16 protein-coding genes are annotated in these 17,139 nt (G+C 54.9%); 12 read left to right on the top strand and 4 right to left on the bottom strand.

Annotated features, from left to right (window positions below):
• Positions 1-367 precede the first annotated feature (367 nt).
• Positions 368-1,027, top strand: a complete 660-nt coding sequence (locus CSC3H3_RS05550) for a TetR/AcrR family transcriptional regulator (RefSeq protein WP_101286110.1) — start codon at positions 368-370, stop codon at positions 1,025-1,027.
• Positions 1,028-1,082: 55 nt separating this feature from the next.
• Here CSC3H3_RS05550 and CSC3H3_RS05555 read toward each other — a convergent pair whose 3' ends face one another.
• A complete protein-coding gene (locus CSC3H3_RS05555) occupies positions 1,083-1,526 on the bottom strand; it encodes a GNAT family N-acetyltransferase (RefSeq protein WP_215907563.1) in 444 nt (147 codons plus the stop codon).
• Between the two features lie 123 nt (positions 1,527-1,649).
• The gene (locus tag CSC3H3_RS05560; RefSeq protein WP_157831843.1) at positions 1,650-2,642 is read right to left on the bottom strand and encodes a helix-turn-helix domain-containing protein; all 993 of its coding nucleotides are present in this window, start codon (positions 2,640-2,642) and stop codon (positions 1,650-1,652) included.
• Between the two features lie 250 nt (positions 2,643-2,892).
• Between CSC3H3_RS05560 and CSC3H3_RS05565 the strand changes: the two genes are divergently transcribed.
• From CSC3H3_RS05565 to CSC3H3_RS05610, 10 genes are all read left to right on the top strand, one after another.
• Positions 2,893-4,167, top strand: a complete 1,275-nt coding sequence (locus CSC3H3_RS05565; protein WP_101264155.1) for an ABC transporter substrate-binding protein — start codon at positions 2,893-2,895, stop codon at positions 4,165-4,167.
• 199 nt (positions 4,168-4,366) lie between these two features.
• Positions 4,367-5,290 carry a carbohydrate ABC transporter permease gene (locus CSC3H3_RS05570; RefSeq protein ID WP_101284249.1) on the top strand — a complete coding sequence of 308 codons (924 nt, stop codon included), beginning with the start codon at positions 4,367-4,369 and terminating at the stop codon, positions 5,288-5,290.
• Between the two features lies 1 nt (position 5,291).
• Entirely contained in the window at positions 5,292-6,134 is an 843-nt protein-coding gene (locus CSC3H3_RS05575; protein ID WP_101284250.1) for a carbohydrate ABC transporter permease, read from the top strand.
• Between the two features lie 119 nt (positions 6,135-6,253).
• Complete coding sequence (locus CSC3H3_RS05580; RefSeq protein ID WP_101284251.1) at positions 6,254-7,885, top strand: alpha-glucosidase; 1,632 nt, start codon at positions 6,254-6,256, stop codon at positions 7,883-7,885.
• Positions 7,886-7,922: 37 nt separating this feature from the next.
• Positions 7,923-9,053 (top strand): ABC transporter ATP-binding protein, encoded by a 1,131-nt coding sequence (locus CSC3H3_RS05585; RefSeq protein ID WP_101264159.1) that lies wholly within the window; start codon positions 7,923-7,925, stop codon positions 9,051-9,053.
• 138 nt (positions 9,054-9,191) lie between these two features.
• Positions 9,192-10,682, top strand: a complete 1,491-nt coding sequence (zwf, locus tag CSC3H3_RS05590) for a glucose-6-phosphate dehydrogenase (RefSeq protein ID WP_101284252.1) — start codon at positions 9,192-9,194, stop codon at positions 10,680-10,682.
• An 80-nt stretch (positions 10,683-10,762) separates the two neighbouring features.
• Entirely contained in the window at positions 10,763-11,482 is a 720-nt protein-coding gene (pgl, locus tag CSC3H3_RS05595) for a 6-phosphogluconolactonase (protein ID WP_101286112.1), read from the top strand.
• A 5-nt stretch (positions 11,483-11,487) separates the two neighbouring features.
• Positions 11,488-13,314, top strand: coding sequence for a phosphogluconate dehydratase (edd, locus tag CSC3H3_RS05600; RefSeq protein ID WP_101284253.1), 1,827 nt, complete (start codon positions 11,488-11,490; stop codon positions 13,312-13,314).
• Positions 13,314-14,252: a glucokinase gene (glk, locus tag CSC3H3_RS05605; RefSeq protein WP_101284254.1), complete on the top strand. Its 939-nt coding sequence runs from the start codon at positions 13,314-13,316 to the stop codon at positions 14,250-14,252. Before edd ends, glk begins: the two co-directional genes overlap by 1 nt.
• 23 nt (positions 14,253-14,275) lie before the next feature.
• A complete protein-coding gene (locus CSC3H3_RS05610; RefSeq protein WP_101264163.1) occupies positions 14,276-14,920 on the top strand; it encodes a bifunctional 4-hydroxy-2-oxoglutarate aldolase/2-dehydro-3-deoxy-phosphogluconate aldolase in 645 nt (214 codons plus the stop codon).
• A 222-nt stretch (positions 14,921-15,142) separates the two neighbouring features.
• Here CSC3H3_RS05610 and CSC3H3_RS05615 read toward each other — a convergent pair whose 3' ends face one another.
• Together CSC3H3_RS05615 and CSC3H3_RS05620 are read right to left on the bottom strand one after the other, a co-directional pair.
• Positions 15,143-15,400 carry a YjiS-like domain-containing protein gene (locus CSC3H3_RS05615; protein WP_157831844.1) on the bottom strand — a complete coding sequence of 86 codons (258 nt, stop codon included), beginning with the start codon at positions 15,398-15,400 and terminating at the stop codon, positions 15,143-15,145.
• Between the two features lie 419 nt (positions 15,401-15,819).
• Positions 15,820-16,080: a hypothetical protein gene (locus tag CSC3H3_RS05620; protein WP_101284256.1), complete on the bottom strand. Its 261-nt coding sequence runs from the start codon at positions 16,078-16,080 to the stop codon at positions 15,820-15,822.
• A 139-nt stretch (positions 16,081-16,219) separates the two neighbouring features.
• Here CSC3H3_RS05620 and CSC3H3_RS05625 point away from each other — a divergent pair, with 139 nt between their 5' ends.
• Positions 16,220-17,089 carry a LysR family transcriptional regulator gene (locus CSC3H3_RS05625; protein WP_101284257.1) on the top strand — a complete coding sequence of 290 codons (870 nt, stop codon included), beginning with the start codon at positions 16,220-16,222 and terminating at the stop codon, positions 17,087-17,089.
• Positions 17,090-17,139: the final 50 nt, after the last annotated feature.

Genomic DNA, 17,139 nt, shown 5'->3' on the forward strand with positions numbered 1-17,139 from the left:
GCTGACTGGGGATGAGTTGCGCTGTCAGGGGAGGGTCAATTTTATTTGTGTATTCGATCAATAAATGTACTGAGTATATTTATTTGCGCCTGATTGGGGTGGGAGTCAATATTGAATATGTACTCGGTACAAAAACGGCGTTATCAATGCCGGTATGGTCGTGGCGCAATTGGCTTGGCCGGATCGCTGCGGTTTTGCAATTTCGGCGCAGCTTTGTTGTTGTGTCGTTTCTTTCCTGTTTCTGTCCCGGTGCAGCTTTTTGCTGCCTTTTGCTGGTCTGGTGCCGCACCATCTTTGCCCGCGCTGTTTGCCAAAGCCCGTTTGGGTGGGATCAGCACTTTTGGCCCTAAGCATTTTGGAAGTGCCCATGTCACAAGAATCAAATCCGCCGCAGGATCGCCGTTCGCGCAAACGTCTGGCAACACGCCGGTCCATTTCACAGGTGGCGGACCGTTTGTTTCGCGAACGGGGGTTTGAAAATGTGACGGTGGATGAAATTGCCGCCGCCGCCGATGTTGGCCGGATGACGGTGTTCAACCATTTCCCGCGCAAGGAAGACATGTTCTTTGACCGCGATGAAGAAGCGCGCGACGCCCTGCGCGATGCCGTGGATAATTGCCCGGCCAACATCGCACCGATCGAGGCTTTGCGCCTGCAGGCCCATCAGCTGGTTCACGAAGAAAAGCCCTATGTGCAGTTTTCTGCCCGCAGCCAGCCCTTTATTGAAACCATTGAACGCAGCGACACCCTGAAGGCGCGCGCACGCGCCATTCGCAGCGAACTGGAACAGGAAGTGGCACATGTCATGGCAGAAAAGGTGGGGCGCCCGGCACCAGATGCAGATGCCTATCTGGCGGCAAGCCTGTTGCTGGCGGGATGGTCGGTGGCCTTCATTACCGCACACCGCGCCTTTCGCGAAGATCAGGATAATGCCAGGGCAAGTGCGTTATTTTTGCACATCATTGACCAAACCACCCTTGGCATTAATGCCGCCCTGGCAGGTACACCCTATGTAACGGCGGGGTAGGGTGAAACGGCTTTGGGCCGTGCGATATTTGGGTTTTGCCGCATATGCCCGGTGATTACGGATGCCAGATATATTGGGTATCAAGATCATCCTGATCGGTCATTTTAAACCCGCAGGATTGATAGAACCCGTTTGCCGGGCTGCCATTAAGGGCCATTAACCGGATTGGCAGCTGGCGTGCCCTGGCATGCGCCATGATCAAATCCACAATGCCACGCCCCATGCCTGTGCCCTGGTATTTCGGGTCAATATAAAGGTGGTCAAGATACAGGTGGTCGTCGCGGTCACGCACGACAAAGAAACCCGCCAGTGCATTATCGCGATAAATGACTTTTGTATCAGCAGCGACAAAGGCGCCTAAAAACCGGTTTCGCGCGCGGTCCGGGTCAAACCGGCCGACGGCCTCGAGGCTCGGGCGCATGGCAATCACCCGTAATTCGGCCAGTGATTGGGCATCTGTTTCCAAGGCGGGTTCAATGCGAAACTGGTTTTGCAACAAGGGCTTCATCCTGTGTGGCGCCGGTTATTTTGGCATCTTATAGGGCAGGAAATACGACAATTCTATGTGGTCTGTCTTGCCACGCATGATCAGCCGTTTGGATTGGGACTGTTTCTCTGTTGGTTAAACGACCTCGGCAGGTACGCCCTTAAGTGCAATGCATTTACCCGCCGAAACCCCGTCTGTTTCGCTGGGCAGGGGGCGGGCGGGAACGGCACCGATGCGGGCATCGGGCATGGGCGCATTTTCGGGAAACTGGCCGTGAATGCGAATATTGTCGCGATAATCCCGTGCCGATTTGCCACGATACTGGCGGAAACGGCGGTTGAAATTTGACAGGTTGCTAAACCCGTTAAACTCCGCAATGCGATAGATGGGCCAATCTGTGCGCGACAATTGCACGCAGGCGCGCGAAATGCGGTATTCGTTTAAATATTCCACCACGCTGCGCCCGGTATAGCGTTTAAACAGCCGGTAAAAGCTGCTTTCGCTAACGCCGGCGACATTGGCAAGGGCGGCCACCCGCAATGGTTCGGCGTGATGGGCATGAATAAAGGCAATCGCCCGGTCAATGCGCAGGGAATCGCTTGTGCCTTCGGTGGCATTGCCAAATGATGCCGATGCCAGCGGCCCGTCAATACCGGCGAGCAATATTTCAAGAATTTCAATAATCAGCATGAACCGTTTGCGCGGGCTGGCATCATCAAGGCTGGGCGCAATGGCACGGATTTTTTCAACAGCCTCCGGGGTAAAGGAAAGGCCGCGCCGCGCCTGTTCAAACAGGGCATACAGGTCGGAAAATTCGACAAAATCGCGGGTCAGGTTTTCAATCCATTCCTGCGACAGCCACAAAACATAAACTTCAATCGGTTCATCATCCGAAAGACGCTGGCATTCCCACAAATGCGGCAGGTTGGGGCCGACCATGGCAAAATCCACACCATCAAAGGCCTGCCGGTGATCGCCAATCAGGCGGCTGCCCCGGGCGTTTAACGTCAGGGTCAGTTCATATTCGGGGTGCTGGTGCCAGTTACAGCGAAAATCATCCCAGACATAGTGGAAATATCCCCACGAATACCCGTCCGGGTTGGTGATGCGTTCCTGGATAATGCGCATCCTGCCCTCCTGATTTCTGGTCGTCTTTTGCAGAATAGTATCATCCTTTAAAGGATATGACACTTTGAAAAGGTGCGAAGGGGCGTATCCTTTTTCCATTCGGCGTTGTTTTCGCCAAATGATTGTTTCTCGCCAAACGGGAACAATTGCAAACCGGATAACGTAAAAATATCCGGGCCAATAAAAAGGGCCGACCTGAAAAACAGGCCGTTTGCCCGGGAAAACCCATAATCACCATAGGGAGGATTGAATGACCCTGATCCAGAAGCTGCTTGCAGGTGCCGGTGTGGCAGGTGCGGTTTTTGTTATGGCTGGCCCGGCACAGGCCGCCAAGCTGGCAATTTCGTGCGGTGCCGTTGGCCAGGAATTGACCCTGTGCAAGGAAGGTGTCGAAGCCTGGTCAAAAAAGACCGGGAACGAGGTTGATGTTATTTCCACGCCCAATTCCTCGACCGAACGGCTGGCTGTTTATCAGCAGATGCTGGCATCGGGGTCGTCGGATGTGGATATTTTCCAGATCGATGTGATCTGGCCAGGCATTTTGGGTAATCATTTCATCGATCTGAACGATTACATGGCTGATGAAGCCAAGAAACATTTCAAGCCGATCATTGAAAACAACACGGTCGATGGTCGCCTGGTGGCGATGCCCTGGTTTACCGATGCCGGGGTGCTTTATTACCGCAAGGATCTTTTGGATAAATACGGCGAAAAAGTCCCGGAAACCTGGGATGAAATGACCAAGACCGCCCAGAAAATCGAAGAAGCCGAACGCAAGGACGGTAACAGCAAGATGTGGGGGTATGTGTTTCAGGGCCGCGCCTACGAAGGGCTGACCTGCAACGCAGTGGAATGGGTTGCATCCTTTGGCGGTGGCACCATTGTTGAGCCGAATGGCGATATTTCGATCAACAATGACAAGGCCAAACAGGCAATTGCCACAGCAGCAGGCTGGATCGGCACGATTTCACCCGATGGTGTGTTGGGATATGACGAGGAAGGCGCGCGCGGCGTTTTTCAGTCGGGCAATTCGGTTTTCATGCGCAACTGGCCCTATGCCTGGTCGCTGGCCAATTCGGCTGACAGCCCGGTAAAGGGCAAGGTTGGCGTCGCCCCGCTGCCGCGCGGTGGGGACGACGGGCAATCTGCTGCGGCCCTGGGGGGCTGGCAATTGTCGGTATCGAAATATTCCAAAAACCCGGAGCTGGCCGCCGATCTGGTGAAATATCTGACATCCTATGACGAACAGAAACGCCGCGCGATCAAAGGGTCCTATAACCCGACCGTGGCCGACCTTTACAAGGACAAGGATGTGCTGGACGCCAATCCGTTCTTTGGTGACCTTTATGAAACCTTCACCCATGCGGTACCGCGGCCGTCAACGGCAACGGGCACCAATTACAACAAGGTTTCCAGCGATTTCTGGCAGGCTGTTCATGCCACCCTGTCCGGTACGCAAACCGCCGATCAGGCCCTTCCGGCACTGGAACACAAACTGAAACGCACCAAACGTTCGGGCTGGTAAGGCTTTTTGGGGCGGTGCGGTTCTGGCGCTGGCATTGCTATGTTTCATGGCCGCAGCCCGGCTGACCTGCCCTAACTGGCGTTTTCGTTTCATCAAATGATCCCGGCTTATCCCCCGTTGCCTGCGGGTTGATGGGGGATAAGCACAATGAAGGCAGCCCTGGAAGACGGGCGCTTTTCTGCAAACAAGAGCATTTGTCATGGCGCATGCTTCGTCGCTGACGCGGGCAAGACGGCGTTCCGCGTGGATTTTTCTCGCCCCGATGCTGGTTATTCTGGTTGCGGTGGCGGGCTGGCCGCTGCTGCGGACTTTTTATTTCGGCTTTACCGATGCCAACCTGTCCGATCTGTCATCCTACAGCTTCATCGGCACGGAAAACTTTTATGCCGTTTACGATGGCGAGGCCTTTGGCCTGTTAACCGACCCCGAATGGTGGCAGGCGGTATGGAACACCCTGTTTTTCAGCGTGATTTCGGTGTCGCTGGAAACGGCACTGGGCATGGTGGTTGCACTGGTTTTAAACCAGAACTTTCGCGGGCGCGGGCTGGTTCGGGCTGCCGTGCTGATCCCCTGGGCCATTCCCACCATTGTTTCGGCACGCATGTGGAACTGGATGCTGCATGACCAGTTCGGCATTATTAACGATATGCTGATGAAGCTGGGCATTCTTTCCGCACCCATCGCCTGGACGGCAAGCCCCGACTGGGCCATGAGCGCGGTTATTCTGGTGGATGTTTGGAAAACCACGCCTTTTATGGCTTTGCTGATTTTGGCTGCGCTGCAAATGCTGCCCGGTGATTGTTACGAGGCCGCACGGGTGGATGGTATTCATCCGGTTCGGGTGTTTTTCAAGGTTACATTGCCCCTGATCAAGCCTGCGGTCATGGTGGCGGTGATTTTCCGTGCCCTGGATGCCCTGCGTGTTTTTGACGTGATCTATGTTCTAACGCCCAATAACCCGCAAACCACGACGATGTCGGTTTATGCCCGACAGCAATTGGTGGATTTTCAGGAAGTCGGGTATGGCTCGGCGGCATCGACGCTTCTGTTTGTCGTGATCGCCTTTTGCATCATGGCCTATATCATGATTGGGCGTGTCCGCCTGGATGAAGGGGGGCACTGATATGAAAAACAGCAAAATACGCAAAATCCTGCGCAAGGCAGCGTTCTGGCTGTTGGTGGCGGTGATTGTCCTGTTTGCGGTTTTCCCGTTTTATTATGCGATCCTGACATCGTTTGAAACGGGTTCGGCCCTGTTCGATGTCAATTACCTGCCCGAAACCTTCAGTCTGGCCAATTATGTGTCGGTGTTCAAAGGGCAACCCTTTGGTCACAACATTTTCAATTCGGTCTTTGTCAGTTTTCTGGTGGTGGCGTTATCGCTGCTGTTGGGGGTTACGGCATCCTATGCGCTGGCACGCGTCAGGTTTACCGGGCGGGGCCTGTTGTTGCTGACCATTCTTTCCGTTTCGATGTTTCCGCAGGTGGCTGTTCTTTCGGGCATGTTCGAACTGATCCGTGGTGTCGGCCTTTATAACAACATGTTTGGCCTGGCGATTTCCTACATGATGCTGACCCTGCCTTTCACGGTATGGGTGTTGACCGCCTTCATGCGCGAATTGCCCCGCGAACTGGAAGAAGCCGCCGTCATGGATGGGGCATCGCCCTGGATTGTTATTCGCCGGGTGTTTTTGCCCGTTATGTGGCCGGCCATGGTTACAACCGGGCTTTTGGCCTTTATCGCGGCCTGGAACGAATTTTTATTCGCGCTGACCTTTACCCTGACCGATGACAAACGCACCGTGCCGGTTGCCATTGCCCTTATTTCCGGGGCCAGCCAGCATGAAATGCCCTGGGGCAATATCATGGCGGCATCGGTGATTGTGACCCTGCCGCTCATTGTGCTGGTGCTGGTGTTTCAGCGGCGCATCGTATCGGGCCTGACGGCCGGGGCGGTGAAAGGTTAGGCCGGGACAGACAAAAATACGCCTTTTTACCCATGATGATCATGGCTGGCCAAAGCCACGCGGGGCTGCCCGCCTTTGGCCGGTAATCGACGACAAAACAAACTCCAGGATGTTCTAAAATGGCATTAAGCGGCGATCTTGACTGGTGGCGTGGCGGTGTTCTTTACCAGGTTTACCCGCGCAGCTTTTTTGATTCCAACGGCGATGGTATTGGCGATTTGCCCGGTATCACCCAAAAGCTGGATTATATCGCCGATCTGGGCGTGGACGGGATCTGGCTTTCGCCGTTCTTTACCTCGCCAATGAAGGATTTTGGCTATGACGTTGCCAATTACCGCGACGTCGACCCGATGTTTGGCACCCTTGATGATTTTGATCATCTGCTGGAAAAGGCCCATGCGCTGGGCCTGCGGGTAACAATTGACCAGGTGTTGTCGCACAGTTCGGATGCGCATCCCTGGTTTCGCGAAAGCCGGTCGTCGCGCGATAACCCGAAATCGGACTGGTATGTCTGGGCGGACCCGAAACCTGATGGCACGCCACCCAATAACTGGCTGTCCATTTTTGGCGGATCAGCCTGGAAATTCGATACCACCCGCCAACAATATTACATGCATAACTTTCTGGTCAGCCAGCCGGACCTGAATTTCCATAACCCCGATGTGCAGCAGCAATTGCTTGATGATGTCGAATTCTGGCTAAGGCGCGGGGTGGATGGTTTTCGCCTGGATACTGCCAATTTTTATGTCCATGACGCACAATTGCGCGATAATCCGCCCTGGATACTGGGCACGCACCGCCCCGAAGGTGCGCCAAAGGAAAACCCCTATACCCGCCAGATGCATGTCTATGACAAAACCCGGCCGGAAAACCTGGCGTTTTTGAAAAAGCTGCGTGCCGTTCTGGATAAATATCCCGGCAGCACAACGGTTGGTGAAATCGGCTCGGATAATTCGCTGGCAACCATGGCCGAATATACCGCCGGTGGCGATAAATTGCATATGGCCTATACCATCAATCTGCTCGAAAGCCCGCTGGAGGCTGGCTTGATCCGTGGCATGCTGGTCGATGTTTTTCGCGAACTGGGGGATGGCTGGCCGTGCTGGGCGGTCAGCAACCATGATTTCGTCCGTGTGGCGTCACGCTGGGGCAAGGATAAAGGCGGCGATAATGATGCCCGCCTGCGTATGATCCCGGCACTTTATACCGCGCTTCGTGGCTCGCCATGCATTTATCAGGGCGAAGAACTGGGCCTGGAAGAAGCCATTGTTCCCTATGAAATGCTGCAGGACCCGTATGGCATTGAAATGTGGCCGGAATTTAAAGGCCGCGACGGTTGCCGTACCCCCATGCCCTGGCACAATGCCAATGTGGCCCATGGTGGTTTCACCACATCGGACCAGCCCTGGCTGCCGGTGCCGCAAGATCACAGCGCGCTTTCCGTTACCAGCCAGATCGATGATCAGGACTCCCTGCGCAATTTTTATAAAAGCCTGCTGGCCTGGCGCAAAACCCACCCGGAAATTGTTCAGGGCGATATCGAGATGCTTGAACATACCGATGATGCCATCATCGCCTTTATCCGCATGGCGGGAATTGTACGAACGGTATGTGCCTTTAACGTAACGCCCGATCCCGTAACCATCACCCTTCCGGGGCCATCGCGGGGGAACTGTTCGCTCAATACCGGGTCGGTCGCGGGCGATGCCCTGTCGCTGCCGGGTTGGGGTTTTTATTTCGGAACGATTTGATCACGCCAAAAACAATAAGCAAACGGGAGGAAACCGAATGGCTGATGTGGTGTTAAAGCAGGTCCGCAAGCGTTTCGGACCCATCGAAACCATTCACGGGGTTGATCTGCAAATTCGCGATGGTGAATTTTGCGTTTTTGTCGGGCCGTCGGGCTGTGGCAAATCAACCCTGTTGCGGCTGATTGCCGGGCTGGAAGACATCAGCGATGGCGAACTTTCAATCGCGGGCGAGGTCGTTAACGATACCGCGCCCAAGGAACGCGGCGTTGCCATGGTGTTTCAGTCCTATGCGCTTTATCCGCATATGAGCGTGTTTGAAAACATGGCTTTTGGCCTTGATCTGGCAAAACACAGCAAGGATGAACAGAAAACACGGGTGATGGCTGCGGCCAAAACCCTGCAGCTTGAAAACCTTCTGGATCGTAAACCAAAGGAATTGTCGGGCGGGCAGCGCCAGCGCGTTGCCATCGGACGGGCCATTGTCCGCAAGCCGCGCGTATTTCTGTTTGACGAACCCCTGTCAAATCTTGATGCCGCCCTTCGTGTGCAGATGCGGATCGAGTTGGCAAAACTTCATGAAAAATTGAACACAACCATGATCTATGTGACGCATGATCAGGTTGAAGCCATGACCATGGCCGATAAAATCGTGGTCTTGCGTGATGGCAGGGTTGAACAGGTGGGTACACCGTTGGAACTGTATCATTATCCGGCAAATCTTTTTGTCGCCGGTTTCATCGGTTCGCCCAAAATGAACTTCATTTCGGCTAAAATTGCAGGGATTTCGCAACATTCTGTTACGGTTAAACTGGAATCCGGTAAAGAAGTGTCGTTACCCGTTGATGGCAGTGGTCTTGCCCCGGCAGATCGTGTAACAGTGGGCATTCGACCGGAACATTGCAGCATTGCCGATCAGGACACGGCGCTGTTTACCGGAACGGTCGAAGTGGTCGAACATCTGGGCGAAGCGGGCCTGGTTTATGTTCGCACCGGATCGGACGATCTTTTTGTTGCCAGGGTTGCGGGGGATACCGCCATCCGGACCGGCGAAACAGTCGGTATTTCGGCAGCAGAACAGGATTGTTACGTATTCGACGTGGCGGATATGGCCAAACGGCGGCTGGCGGTGGATAATGCCCCGCTGAAGGCTCAGATGGCACTTAACTAGCAGGGATTTGACATGCCCTGCGCACGAAAACTTTCGTGCACCGTATGCCAACCGGAACCGCAAAACGGTTCCGGGTCCCACCTTGGCAGCGGGGAGGACAACGAGTGAGAGCAGTTCGCTTGGAAGGCGCAAGTCAACATGAAGAAACAAAGGCTTAAACATCGCATAGCCGACATTGTGATTTTCGGTGGGACCGGAGATTTGGCGCTACGCAAATTATTTCCCGCTTTGTATGAAATGGAGCGGACGGGTCGTTTTGATGACGAAACCCGCATTTTTGGCGCCTCGCGCAGCCCGCATAGCGACTATGATTTTCGCGCGAAATTGCAGGAAGCAGGCAAAAAATACATTCCCGCAGGCGAATTTGATCAGAAAATCTGGGATAAATTTGCCAGCCGCGTTGCCTATTTGCAGGTGTCTGCCGGTGACCCGGAAGGATTTAAAAACCTTTATGACCGCCTGAGCGACGCGCCGGACCGTGACCGCGTCTATTACTTTTCCACCAGCCCCAGCCTGTTTGCCGATATGGCCTTCAATCTTGAAAAGGCCGGGCTTGTCACGCCAAATTCGCGCGTTGTTCTGGAAAAGCCGCTGGGCCACGATCTTGAAAGCTGCCGCGAAATTAACGGCCAGATCGGCGAAGTGTTCGAGGAAGACCAGATTTTCCGTATCGACCACTATCTTGGCAAGGAAACGGTGCAGAACCTTTTGATTCTGCGTTTTGCCAATGCGATGTTTGAACCGCTCTGGAGCAACGCGCATATCGACCATGTCCAGATTACCGTGGGCGAGGAAGTCGGTGTTGAAGGGCGCTGGTCCTATTACGACGATGCCGGTGCCATGCGCGACATGGTCCAGAATCACATGTTGCAGCTTCTGTGCCTTGTGGCAATGGAACCGCCCTATGTGCTCGATCAGGACGCCGTTCGTGACGAGAAGGTAAAGGTCCTTAAGGCGCTAAAGCCGATCAATGACACCAATATCGACCAGAATACCGTGCGCGGCCAGTATCGCGCCGGGGCTGTTGGCGGTAAGGAAGTGCCAGGTTACCTTGAAGAAGAAGGTGCCAATGTTGACAGCACGACCGAAACTTTTGTCGCGCTGCGGTGTGAAATCAACAATTGGCGCTGGTCGGGTGTGCCGTTTTATCTGCGTACCGGCAAACGTCTGCCCAAGCGCCATTCGGAAATTGTGATCCAGTTCCGTGATGTGCCGCACCAGATGTTCCCGCTGGCAAAATCCATGACCAATTACCAGGCCAACCGTCTGGTGCTGCGCTTGCAGCCCGATGATGGCATCCATCTGGTATTGAATAACAAAAACCCGGGGCCGGGCCTTGTTCGCCTGCGTCCGACCGCGCTTAATCTTTCCTTTGCCGAGGCATTTGGCGCACGCAGCCCCGATGCCTATGAACGCCTGTTGCTTGATGCCATTGATGGCAACAACACCCTGTTTGTCCGTCGTGATGAGCAGGACATTGCCTGGCAGTGGGTTGATGCCATTCAGGAAGCCTGGGAAAACAACCATATCGCGCCCAAAGGCTATACGTCGGGAACATGGGGGCCGTCGGCCGCCATCGCCCTTATTGAACGTGATGGCCGCACCTGGAATGAAGAAGCGGTCTTCTGATCAGCCATGCCGGGAAGGGGGCTTTCCCTTTCCGGCACTTGCTTCATTTGCACCGGTTTCCCATTTCTATGGACGATAAAATGACAGACGAACGCACCTTTAAAAGTGGCGACGATATGCTTGCCAGCATGGTTGCCGAGACGGTTGAACGGCTGGAATTTGCCATTGCCGAACGTGGCCGTGCGACCATTGCTGTTGCCGGTGGCCGTTTTCCCAAACCGTTTTTCCAGGTTTTGTCACAGGCAAAGCTGGACTGGTCCAAAGTCACCATCACCCTTGGCGATGATCGCTGGGTCGGGATTGATGATGATCAGTCGAATGAAAAACTGGTCAAGGACAACCTTTTGATCAACGAAGCCGCCAGTGCCACTTTCGTGTCGCTGAAAACGGTCGATAAAAACCCGGAAGACGCCATTGCCACCGTGACGGAACGTTTGAAAAACGACCTGTCCTGGCCGATGGATATTGTCTATCTGGGCATGGGCGATGACGGGCACACGGCATCGCTGTTTCCGTCCTCAACGCCCGAGGACCTGAAGCGCGGGCTTTATCCCGAAAATGGCGAACTGGTCGCCGCCGCGCGGCCCACCGTATCGCCGGTTCCGCGCATCAGCATGACTTTGCCGGCTTTGCTGAATGCCCGTTATATCGGCATTCATATTACCGGTTCCGATAAATGGTCGACCTTTGAAGCCGCGAAAAATGGCACCGTGATTGAAGAGATGCCAGTCCGCGGGATTTTGCACCAGACTGACGTTCCCGTCGATCTGTGGTGGAGCGCCGAGAACCCGAAAGGCTGAACCCCATGAAACGTGAAATTGAAATCGTTACCCAGCGAATTATCGAACGCTCGAAACCGACGCGCGAAGCCTATCTGGCGCGCATCGACGCCGCAGCAAGCGACCGTCCGCACCGCTCCAAACTGTCTTGCGGCAACCTTGCCCATGCATCTGCCGGGTGCCTTGGCGTTGAAAAGGACCGCATCAATCACGAAAATGCCGCCAATCTTGGCATCGTGACCGCCTATAACGACATGCTTTCGGCCCATCAGCCGCTGGGCACCTATCCTGACCGTATTAAAAAGGCTGCCTTTGACGCCGGTGCAACCGCACAGGTTGCCGGTGGCGTACCCGCCATGTGTGATGGTGTCACCCAGGGACGCCCAGGCATGGAACTGTCGCTGTTTTCACGCGATGTCATTGCCATGTCGACGGCGGTTTCGCTGTCACACGATACGTTTGATGCCGCCCTTTACCTTGGCGTATGCGATAAAATCGTACCGGGTCTGGTGATGGGGGCGTTGGCCTATGGGCATATTCCGGCGGTGTTTGTGCCTGCTGGGCCCATGCCGTCTGGCCTGCCCAACGATGAAAAGGCCCGTGTCCGCCAGCTTTATGCGCAGGGCAAAGTCGGCCGCAAGGAACTGCTGGAAGCCGAAGTTGCCTCCTATCACAGTCCGGGCACCTGTACTTTTTATGGTACGGCCAATTCCAACCAGATGCTGATGGAAATTATGGGCCTGCATTTGCCCGGCTCGGCATTTGTTAATCCGGGTACGGAACTGCGCGATGCCCTGACCGAGGAATCAGCCCGTCGCGCTTTGCAGATCACGCGCCTTGGCAATGATTACCGCCCGATTGGCAAAATCCTTGATGAAAAGGCATTTGTGAACGGCATTATCGGCCTGCTGGCAACGGGTGGGTCAACCAACCACACCCTGCATTTGCCCGCCATGGCCCGTGCAGCCGGGATCGAACTGCGCTGGGAAGATTTTGACGATCTGTCGCGCATTATTCCGCTTCTGTGCCGCGTTTATCCGAACGGCCAGGCCGATGTGAACCATTTTCACGCCGCAGGCGGCATGGGCTTTGTTATCAGCAATCTGCTGGCGCATGGCCTGCTGCACCACGAAGTCGAAACCATTGTTTCAGGTGGCATGCCGGCATTTGGCACCGAACCGCACCTTGAAGATGGCAAACTTTCCTGGCGCGAAGCCCCGAAAAACAGCCATGACGAGGAAATCCTGCGTCCGGCGGAAAAGGCATTCAGTGCCGATGGTGGCCTGCGTATGCTCAAGGGCAATATCGGCCGTGCCGTGATCAAGGTTTCGGCGGTGAAAGCGGCCAACCGCGTGATCGAAGCACCGGCAGCAGTCTTCACCTCGCAGGATGACATGATGCAGGCCTTCAAGGATGGCAAACTGCATCGCGATGTTGTGTGTGTTGTGCGTTTCCAGGGGCCGCGCGCCAATGGCATGCCCGAACTGCACAAACTGACCCCGCCTTTGGGGGTTCTGCAGGATCTGGGGTACAAGGTGGCACTGGTTACCGATGGGCGTATGTCTGGTGCATCGGGCAAGGTCCCGGCGGCCATTCACGTTACCCCGGAAGGCATGATGAATGGTATGATCGCCAAGGTTCAGGATGGCGATATCGTGCGTCTTGATGCCGAAACCGGTGATCTGAAATTGCTGGTTTCCGACGAGGAACTGGCAAAACGCGACTTCGCCATGTTCACCAACAAGGCCGAATATCAGACCGGTTTTGGCCGCGAACTGTTTGGTGTTTTCCGTGACAATGTTGGTCTGGCTGAACTGGGTGCCAGTGCTGTCCTGCCCGGAGGAAGCGAATAATGCAGCTGGTCGGGGATATTGGCGGCACAAACGCCCGTTTTGCCTGGCTGGATGAAAATGGTAATCCGCACGCGCCGTTAACATTGGCCGTGCGCGATTACCCCGATATCGGAAGCGCCATTCGTGATTTTGTCGCCCGTACCGATGGCCCGGCACCCCGCGAATTTGCGGTGGCGGTGGCATGCCCGGCCATGGCCGACGAGATCAAATTCACCAATAACCCGTGGGTGTTTTCCAAAACGGCCCTAACGGCGGAATTTGGCCTGGAACGGCTGGTGGTGGTGAATGACTTTACCGGTCTTGCCATGTCTGTCCCGTTTTTGGGCAGCGATGATCTGATCACGCTGTTTGACGGGCCTGGTCGCCCGGGGCAGCCTTTGGCCGTGATCGGGGCGGGAACAGGGCTTGGTGTTTCGGGCCTTTTGCCCCATGCCGGGCACTGGATACCGGTGCAGGGCGAAGGTGGGCATGTGTCGCTTCCGGCGGTGGATGACCTTGATTATGAAATCGTCAAATTCCTGACCATGGAATTGGGTCGCGTTTCGGCGGAACGTATTTTGTCGGGTATGGGCATTGAAAACCTTTATCGCGCCCTTGGGGCGATTAACGGTTTTGATGTATCCCCCAAAACCGCTGCCGAAGTTGTCGAAGGCGCACTGGTTGGCAAAGACCCGTTATGTCTTGCCGTGTTGGACCGTTTTTGCCTGTTCATGGGCAGTGTTGCTGGTGATCTGGTTTTGACGCTGGGTGCCTTTGACGGGGTCTTTATTGGCGGGGGCATTGGCCCGCGCATTGCCGATTTCATGAAACAAAGTGGCCTTAAAGACCGCATGATCGCCAAAGGGCGTTTTCGTGATTTGATGAATGATGTGCCGGTACGCCTGATGACGGCGCAATATCCGGCTCTGCTGGGCTGTGCCAAAATTTTAAGTGCATAACCGGCAAACAGGAGAAACTAAAAATGGCTTTGTCTTCACGCGAAATTCTCTCACAGGCCCCGGTTGTTCCGGTGCTGGTCATCGAAGATGCCAATGATGCCGTGCCGCTGGCAAAGGCACTGGTTGCCGGTGGTCTCAAGGTTCTGGAAATCACCCTGCGTTCGGCAGCAGCCGAAGAAAGCATCCAGCGTATTATTGCCGAAGTCCCCGAGGCAATTACCGGTGCTGGCACCGTGATCAATGCCAAGCAGATGGAACGCATGGCTGAAATCAACTGTGCCTTTGCGGTTTCGCCGGGCCACAGTGCGGGTTTGCTGGCTGCTGCCAGGGACACGGGCGTTCCGCTTCTGCCCGGTGCTGGTACGCCGTCGGAAATCATGAACCTGCTGGATCATGGTTATGACGTTTTGAAATTCTTCCCGGCTGAACAGCAGGGTGGTGTTTCGATGCTTAAGGCGCTGGGTGGGCCGCTGCCGCAGGTTAAATTCTGCCCGACCGGTGGTGTTTCTCTGTCCAATCTGGCTGATTACATTGCCCTTCCCAACATCATCACCGTTGGCGGGTCCTGGGTTGCACCCAAGGATGCCGTCAAAGCCGGTGACTGGGCAACGATTACGCGCCTGGCACAGGAAGCAACCGACAAGGTCGCATCCCTGCGCAAGGCATAATGCCCGGCCAGAACGGCAAGGCATAAAGGCAGGGCAGGGCAAGGCGTGATGCCGCATTAGCAGCCAGGCTTCTGCCCGATGCCTTTAAAACCGAAAAGAAACGGCCCCTTCCAAATACGGTGAAGGGGCCGTTTGCATTATGGCATGAAGCCTATGGCGGTGATTTTGCCGGAATGGCAGGTCGCCAGTTGCGCGTTTACACGATCGACAGGCCAAAACAGCTTAACGATGACGGCCTGTTTTGGGTTGCTCGATCGGGTGAAGGTGCCAGTCATGGCCGTCATGAACCCGTTCAAGCCCGACATCGCGTAACTGGTGTTCGCTCAACTGGTCCATCAATTGGCGTTGCTGGCGTGCCTGGCGTATGCGCACCAGCCGGGTGATGAAAGCCTGTATCAGCTTTTTGCTAAGCGAAGATCCCGGAACGGGCGTGGTATTGATCACGATACGATCAAGATGTGTCATTGGCAGCATGGACATAGTGCCCTCCATCTGGTTGCCTTTTTGATATGCTTCATGCTGCCATATGCAAAATAGCACGGGAATTAGCTGTTTTTGCAGGTTTGATGTTTATTTTTGCACATCCCTTGCCCGAGCAATCGTGTTTCTGCACAGGCCAGGCCAAATGGCGTTGATGTTTCTGTCTGTATTGCTGTTTGGGGCGGGGCGAATTTGTCGGCGTTAAAACCGTAAAACCCATGAATGGGTGAAGGCAGCGGGTAATTATTTCAACATCAGTTGCGTTATCTGTCTTCGAACGATCGGGGCTTTGTTGCCTGACGTCCGCAAAAGGGGCAGGCTGATGTTATGAAAGGCGCAAGAAAAATCCGCATGACATGGAAAATGTCATGCGGATCAGATGAAATGGTCAGTCCGATGGGATCGCGGCTTTATGCGCATCAGTCACGCAGGGACTGTTTCAGGAACGGGCTGGTTTCCGCAAGGCGCGGCTGAATGCCAAGCACGTCGCGTTCAAGGCCGCCGTCGCGCAGCATGCGATCGTTCAGGTCAGCCATCAGAATTTGCCCCTGATACCAGCGCGCCAGTTTCTGAGCCTGACGGTAAAGCAGGGTGCCAAATTCGCGCAGGCGCGCACTGATGCGAAGCGGTGCGGGGTTGATAAAGTCCGGCTCAAGGGTCGGAGTATTGAAATGTGCCATTGTAAGCCTCGTATGCGTATGCAAGGAAATCGAATCTCGAATCGGGCGCATACTCGCATATGCAAAATCACCCTGAAATTTGTATGTTTTGCATAGTTCATGTGCAAAAATGCACACCGCAATTTCAGGAGGAAGCGTTGTGAACTGGGACGATTTAAGGTTTTTTCTTGTGCTGGCACAGGAAGGGACCTTGTCGGGTGCGGCCCGGCGTTTACGCAAGGAGCACACAACAGTCGCCCGCCGGGTTGAAGCCCTTGAACGCGCTGTTGGCACCAAACTTTTTGACCGTATGCCAGCCGGCTGGCAACTGACCCCCGATGGGCAACAGCTTGTACCCCTTGCCGAACGGGTCGAGGAAGATGCCCTTGCCTTTGAACGCATGGCAAATAGCAGTGAAATTGCCAGTGGTGTGGTGCGCATTTCCGTGCCGCCGGTGGCAGGGCGCATTTTGTTTGCCCCGCGGCTGGCTGCCTTGCTGGCAGAATATAAGGGGCTGGAATTTGAACTGATCGGGTCATCCCATGTTGCCAACCTTGCCCGGCGCGAAGCCGATATTGCGGTGCGCATGGTTACCCCCACCGAACCGGGCCTGATTGCACAAAAGCTGGCCGAACTGGGTGTTGGCCTTTATGGCGCGCATGATTATGTCGCCAATGTCGATGAAGAATCGTGGGAATTATGCGGTTATGACGATACCGCCTATGGCCTGTCCAAGGCGGACTGGGTAAGGCGGCTTTTGGGTCGCGATATTTTATGTCGCCTGCGTGCCAATGATACCGCATCGGTACAGGCCTTTATTGCCGCCGGGCTGGGGGTTGGGGTGTTGCCGCGCTATCTGGGTGATACCGATACCCGCCTGACATTGATCCATGGGGATGACAAAGGCGAGGAACGCGAACCCATCTGGCTGGTGGTGCATCCCGATATGCGCCGATCCCCACGGGTGCGCCTGGTGATGAATGCCCTGATCGATGCATCGCGCGGTATTGCCGAAGAATTCCAGCTTTGATGCGATATCCGGGCGATACGCCTTTAATTAAAATAACAAAAAATCATATT

Origin of the sequence: Thalassospira marina (genome assembly GCF_002844375.1) — a bacterium.
Classification (GTDB): domain Bacteria; phylum Pseudomonadota; class Alphaproteobacteria; order Rhodospirillales; family Thalassospiraceae; genus Thalassospira; species Thalassospira marina.